Origin of the sequence: Herbaspirillum lusitanum P6-12, assembly GCF_000256565.1 — a bacterium.
GTDB lineage: Bacteria > Pseudomonadota > Gammaproteobacteria > Burkholderiales > Burkholderiaceae_D > Herbaspirillum > Herbaspirillum lusitanum.
The window spans coordinates 1-5,390 of the sequence record NZ_AJHH01000542.1; the positions used below are offsets into that span (position 1 = coordinate 1).

General features: G+C 62.4%; 6 protein-coding genes and 1 pseudogene. 2 read left to right on the plus strand and 5 right to left on the minus strand.

Features of this window, described 5'->3' with window-relative positions; genetic code table 11:
* Positions 1–41: 41 nt before the first annotated feature.
* From HLUSI_RS0117915 to HLUSI_RS0117935, 5 genes are all read right to left on the minus strand, one after another.
* Complete coding sequence (locus tag HLUSI_RS0117915) at positions 42–698, minus strand: OmpA family protein (protein WP_016835257.1); 657 nt, start codon at positions 696–698, stop codon at positions 42–44.
* A gap of 83 nt (positions 699–781) precedes the next feature.
* On the minus strand, positions 782–1,192 hold the full coding sequence (locus HLUSI_RS0117920; RefSeq protein WP_016835258.1) for a hypothetical protein: 411 nt from the start codon (positions 1,190–1,192) through the stop codon (positions 782–784).
* A 20-nt stretch (positions 1,193–1,212) separates the two neighbouring features.
* Entirely contained in the window at positions 1,213–1,605 is a 393-nt protein-coding gene (locus HLUSI_RS0117925; protein WP_016835259.1) for a phage holin family protein, read from the minus strand.
* A gap of 17 nt (positions 1,606–1,622) precedes the next feature.
* Positions 1,623–1,928 carry an ElaB/YgaM/YqjD family protein gene (locus tag HLUSI_RS0117930; protein ID WP_029363715.1) on the minus strand — a complete coding sequence of 102 codons (306 nt, stop codon included), beginning with the start codon at positions 1,926–1,928 and terminating at the stop codon, positions 1,623–1,625.
* Positions 1,929–2,088: 160 nt separating this feature from the next.
* Positions 2,089–3,111 carry a gamma-glutamyl-gamma-aminobutyrate hydrolase family protein gene (locus HLUSI_RS0117935; RefSeq protein WP_029363717.1) on the minus strand — a complete coding sequence of 341 codons (1,023 nt, stop codon included), beginning with the start codon at positions 3,109–3,111 and terminating at the stop codon, positions 2,089–2,091.
* A 280-nt stretch (positions 3,112–3,391) separates the two neighbouring features.
* Between HLUSI_RS0117935 and kefF the strand changes: the two genes are divergently transcribed.
* Both kefF and HLUSI_RS29400 read left to right on the plus strand, forming a co-directional pair.
* Positions 3,392–3,961 (plus strand): glutathione-regulated potassium-efflux system oxidoreductase KefF, encoded by a 570-nt coding sequence (gene kefF, locus HLUSI_RS0117940; RefSeq protein WP_016835262.1) that lies wholly within the window; start codon positions 3,392–3,394, stop codon positions 3,959–3,961.
* Positions 3,962–3,982: 21 nt separating this feature from the next.
* Positions 3,983–5,365, plus strand: a pseudogene (locus HLUSI_RS29400) (monovalent cation:proton antiporter-2 (CPA2) family protein); the annotation flags it as partial.
* Positions 5,366–5,390 lie beyond the last annotated feature (25 nt).

The following is a 5,390-nucleotide window of genomic DNA, read 5'->3' on the forward strand; positions in this document are numbered from 1 at the left end:
CCCGCACTGCGGGGCTTTTTTATTGTTGCGACCAACCCTGATCAACGCTGCTGCGGTTCTGCCACGAAGATTTCAACGCGGCGATTCTTTGCCCGGTTTGCTTCGGTGTCATTGGCCACCAGCGGCTCGTGCGAACCGCGGCCGTCAATGTGGAAACGGCCCGGAGAGACGCCGCGCGCCGTCAGGTAATCACGTGTACGGGCAGCGCGTTCCATCGACAAGGGATTGTTGACGGCGTCGCTGCCGGTGCTGTCGGTGTGGCCGATGATGTTCACCGTGGTGGCCGGGTTTTCGTTGAGCGTGGCGGCGAATTTATCGAGCACTGCGCGGAAGTTCGGCTGGATGTCGGCGCGACCGGTATTGAAGGAAATGTCACTCGGAATCTCCAGCTTCAAGCGGTTATCCTGGGTCTGCGTCACTTGCACGCCGGTACCCTGAGTGGCTTGCTCCATGGCGCGCTTCTGGTTTTCCATGCGATTCGACCAGACGTTGCCGATGACCGCGCCCAGGCCTGCACCGATGGCGGCGCCCGCTGCCGTACGGCCTCCACCGCCGCCGCCCGTTGCAGCGCCGAGAATGCCGCCCACGCCGGCGCCGATACCGGCGCCCGTAGCCGTACCGCGCTGGGTCGCGGTCATGTCCGCACAACCGGTTGCGGCCAGAGTCAGCGCCAGCGCGCCGAGAGTTAATTTACGCATGATGATTTCCTTTATTCGTATGATTCCATGCGCCGTCGAACGGCGGGCATTGTTGCAGATCCGATTTCGGCGCTATTTCGGCGCTATTCGCCATCAGGCGTGGAAGCGTCGTCAGTATCGGCACCGGCGCTCTGTTCGCGATCCTTGCGGCGCGTCAGGTAATACGCGACAGCCCCGCCCGCACTGATTACCGCGCCGTATAGCAAGGGCTTGCGCAGGTAGCGCCTGGACAGCAGCGAGATGCCGCCGATCAGCAGCGGCGATAGCGATTGCAGGTTGCTGCCGCCCTTGCCCGACAAGGCGCCGCTGAAGGTGGAAGACACTGCGCCGACGATACGGTTGAAGGCGCCCTTGGCTAGCGATTCGGCATTCAGGTTGGCGCGCACGGTGCCGCGCGCCTGCATGATGCCGATGCGGAACAAGGCGCCTTCCGCCAGCAGTTTGCGCTTGCGTTCTTCGAGCGGGACGTCCGGCTTCCAGTCTGTGTGAGGCATGATTTTCCCATTTCCCGAGGTCAGAGCAGCGCGTCGCGGTCTTTGCGAAGCTCCGCCATGGTGGCGGGCAAGGCCAGCTTGCCGTTGCGCAGCAGCGCGAAAGCATACCAGCCGATCGCCGCCGCAGCGGCGGTGAAGAACGCGCCGAGCACAATCAGGATCTTCCAGCCCCAGGAATCCCAGGCCAGGAACACCAGCAACACGGCCCAGAACGCAATCGCGAACCAGACGGCAATCGCCCCCAGCGTAAACAGCACAAGGAATTTCACCAGGTTGCCGCCGATTTCCGACAGCTCCAGTGAAGCCAGCTCGATGCGGTTGATGATCAGCCCGAGCAGGTTCCTGGCGATGCCCAGCAATCCCGCGGTGAGACCGGGATTGGCCGGCTCCGCCTGCGTGTTTTTATGCTCCATTGTGTCGGCGCGTCCGATTATTTGCTGCGGCCGATGACCAGGCCGACCAAGAGGCCGACGCCGGCCGAAATCGCCACGGCGCGCCACGGATTTTCATGCACGTAGTCGTCGGTGGCGGCAGCAACTTCCTTGCCTTTTTCGATGGCCACGGCTTGCGCGTTTTGCGCCGCTTCGACCGCTGCTTCCAGCATGATCAGGCCCTTGCTGCGCAGTTCGTCGGCTTTATCGCCGGTGGCTGCAGCTGCTTCACGGAACAATTCTTGCGCATCTTTGACGAGGGTTTTCATATCGTTTCTCACTGTTTTAAGGGCGGACTTTGTCATGGAGATTCTCCTATTGATTAAATGCTCAAGCAAACGAAAGCGATTAAATGGGCGGGAGCCTGAGCATTGGCGCCGGTGACAGCGCGCCTCTGCGTACCTGCAGACGCAGGCTCATTTTGATAGCTTTCTTCTATATAAGTTTCAGCAACGGCCAAAACGTTCAAAAACGTGTTTCGCGCGCCGTACGCAGGAAACTGTCCAGGATAGGCATGCAATCGAGCAACTCCGGCCCGCCGGCGCGGTGGAACTCCGGATGCCACTGCAAACCCATCACGAACGGCGCCTTGCGGTAGCGGATCGCCTCGACGATGTTGTCGGTGCCGGACACTGCTTCCACAGACAGGTCCCGGCCCAAGTCCTTCACGGCCTGATGATGGATGGAGTTCACCACGGCGTTCTGGGTATTGACCAGCGAAGCCAGGGTCGAGCCGGGCGGGAACTTGAGTTCGTGATAGTTGCTGTCGTACAGATCATTGACGTGGGCGATCGCCGCCGGCACGTCGGTGGCGATGTCCTGGTACAGCGAACCGCCGAAGGCCACGTTGATCAGTTGGCAACCGCGGCAGATGCCCAGCACCGGTTTGCCGGCCTCGATGAATTCATGCAGCAGTTCCAGCTCGTACATGTCGCGCACGCGGTCGCCGTTCCATTCGGGACGCGTGGCGGCCTCGGCGTAGCTCTGCGGCGAGACGTCGGCGCCGCCCTGCAGCACCAGACCGTCGAGATGCTTGGCGTAGTCGCGCAGACGGATGTTGCTGGGATGGACCAGGCCGTTGGTGTTGACGGTCGGGATCATGAACACCAGCACGTCGCGCGACATGACCCATTGCGCGATCGACTCTTCCAGGTATTGCAGCGTCTTGCCGCGCAAACCCTTGGCGCCGGTCTCCGGGTGGAAGATGCGCGCCGAGATGCCAATCTTGAGCGTGCGCTGCATGATGCGACGGCCGGCCTTGTCGGACATCGCCTTGAAACGCGCACCCAGCAACCGCCAGGTCTGCGCCCAAGGCGTGTCAAGCGGCGGCGGCGAATACGCCGGATGCGGGGCTTGCTGAGCAGCTTGTTGCGCCTGCTGTTGCGCTGCTGTCGGCGCCTGTGCCGACGTCGATGCAGCAGGCGCATCGGGACGGGGCGGTCGTGGAGAACTTGGTTGATTGGCTTCGGAATCGCTAATATCGGACATGGCGGCTATGTTAGGTTGTTATCAATGGCTGTGACCAGGTGCTGCGTCCGCGAACAGGATTGCCAAAGTATAAGCGCATTGATTTGCTTTGGGCAGCCGGTCATGGACCATGGGTGTCACAGAATGACGAAGAATGAGCCACCGCGGTCGCAGCGACTCATTCAACGATGTCTGGCGTCTTATCGTCCATCTTCAATAATCCAGACAACAAAGCGGCGATATATGTTCCAATCCTTTCTGACTTCTTTCCGGCTTATTTCTTGCTCAGGCAAGCTCCTACATGACCACTTCACGCATTCTTATCCTCTATGCGCATCCGGCCCACGAACGCTCGCGCGCCAACCGCGCCATGATCGAGGCCGCTCGCACGCTGCCCAACGTGCGCATCCATGATCTCTACGAGTGCTATCCCGATTTCCACATCGACGTCGACTACGAACAGACCCAGCTGCATGAAGCCGACCTGATCGTGTTCCATCATCCGATCCACTGGTACAGCATGCCGGCGCTGCAAAAGGAATGGACCGACCTGGTGCTGGAACGCGGCTGGGCCTTCGGTCCCGGCGGCGATGCCTTGCGCGGCAAGGATTTCTGGCTGGTCGCCAGCACCGGCGGCGACGAGACGTCGTATCAGCCGGGCGGGCGCCACGGCCATCCTTTCGACGACTTCCTGCCGCCTTACCAGCAGACCGCGCGACTGTGCGGCATGCAGTGGAAGACGCCCTACCTGCTGCACGGCGCGCACCAGATCGACAACAACGCCATGACCCTGCATGCCGCCAATTACCGCGCCCTGCTCGACAGCTACCCTGATTGGCCGGACGCTGCCTCCGCCGCCTCTCCACGTTAACGCCAGGACCACCAGAACACCATGGAACAAACTCTCCTGCATCCGTTGATTTACCTGCTGGCCGCGGTCGTCGCCGTGCCCATCGCCAAGAAGCTCGGCCTGGGCGCCGTGCTCGGCTACCTGCTGGCCGGCATCGCCATCGGTCCCTGGGGCCTGGGACTGATCAGTGAAGTCGAGGACATCCTGCACTTCTCCGAATTCGGCGTCGTGCTGCTGCTGTTCCTGATTGGACTCGAACTCGATCCGAAACGGCTGTGGTCGCTGCGCCGGCACATCTTCGGCTGGGGCAGCGCCCAGGTCGGACTGGTCAGCCTCGGCCTGTTCGGCGCGGCGCTGGCGGTCGGCATCGACTGGCGCGTCGCGCTGATCGGCGCGCTCGGCATGTCGCTCTCTTCCACCGCGATTGCACTGGCGACGCTGGGCGAGCGCAAGCTGACGGCGACGCCGGCCGGCTCGGCTGGCTTTGCGATCCTGCTGTTCCAGGACATCGCCGCGATCCCGATGATGGCGGCGGTGCCGCTGCTGGGCGTGGCGGTGGCGCAAGGCAGCGGCCAGGGCTGGCTGCACACGCTGCAAGTGGTCGCCGTGATCGCGCTGCTGATCTTCGGCGGCCGCTACCTGATCCGTCCGATCCTGCGCATCATCGCCAAGACCGACATGCGTGAAATATTCACCGCGTTCTCGCTGCTGCTGGTGATTGCGACCTGCCTGCTGATGCAATCGGTGGGCATGTCGATGGCGCTGGGCACCTTCCTCGCCGGCGTGCTGCTGGCGGATTCGGAATACCGCCACGCGCTGGAAAGCGATCTCGAACCGTTCAAGGGATTGCTGCTGGGGCTGTTCTTCATTGCCGTCGGCATGTCGGTCGACTTCGGCATCTTCCTCGAGCAGCCGTGGCTGATCCTCGGCATGGTGCTGGGCTTCCTGGTGATCAAGACCGCCGTGCTGTACGGACTGGCGAAATGCTTCCGCATCCCGCGCGACCAGCAGATCTTCTTTTCCTTCCTGCTGTCGCAGGGCGGCGAGTTCGCCTTCATCGTCTTCGGCGCAGCAGTCACGGCCAAGGTGCTCACGCCCGAGACCTCGTCGCTACTGGTGGTGGTCGTGGCGCTGTCGATGCTGGTCACGCCGCTGCTGTTGCTGGTGCATGACCGTCTGCTGGTGCGCTGGATGGAAGGCGGCAAGCGCCGCCCCGAGGACAAGATCGATCCCCAGGACCATGCGGTCATCATCGCCGGCTTCGGCCGCTTCGGCCAGATCGTCGGTCGCCTGCTGCACGCCAACGGCATCGGCCTGACCATTCTCGACCACGATCCTGACCAGGTCGAATCGCTGCGCAAGTTCGGCTTCAAGGTGTTCTACGGCGACGCCACGCGCATCGACCTGCTGCGCACCGCGGGCGCCCTGCAATAAGATTATTAGCAGCTGC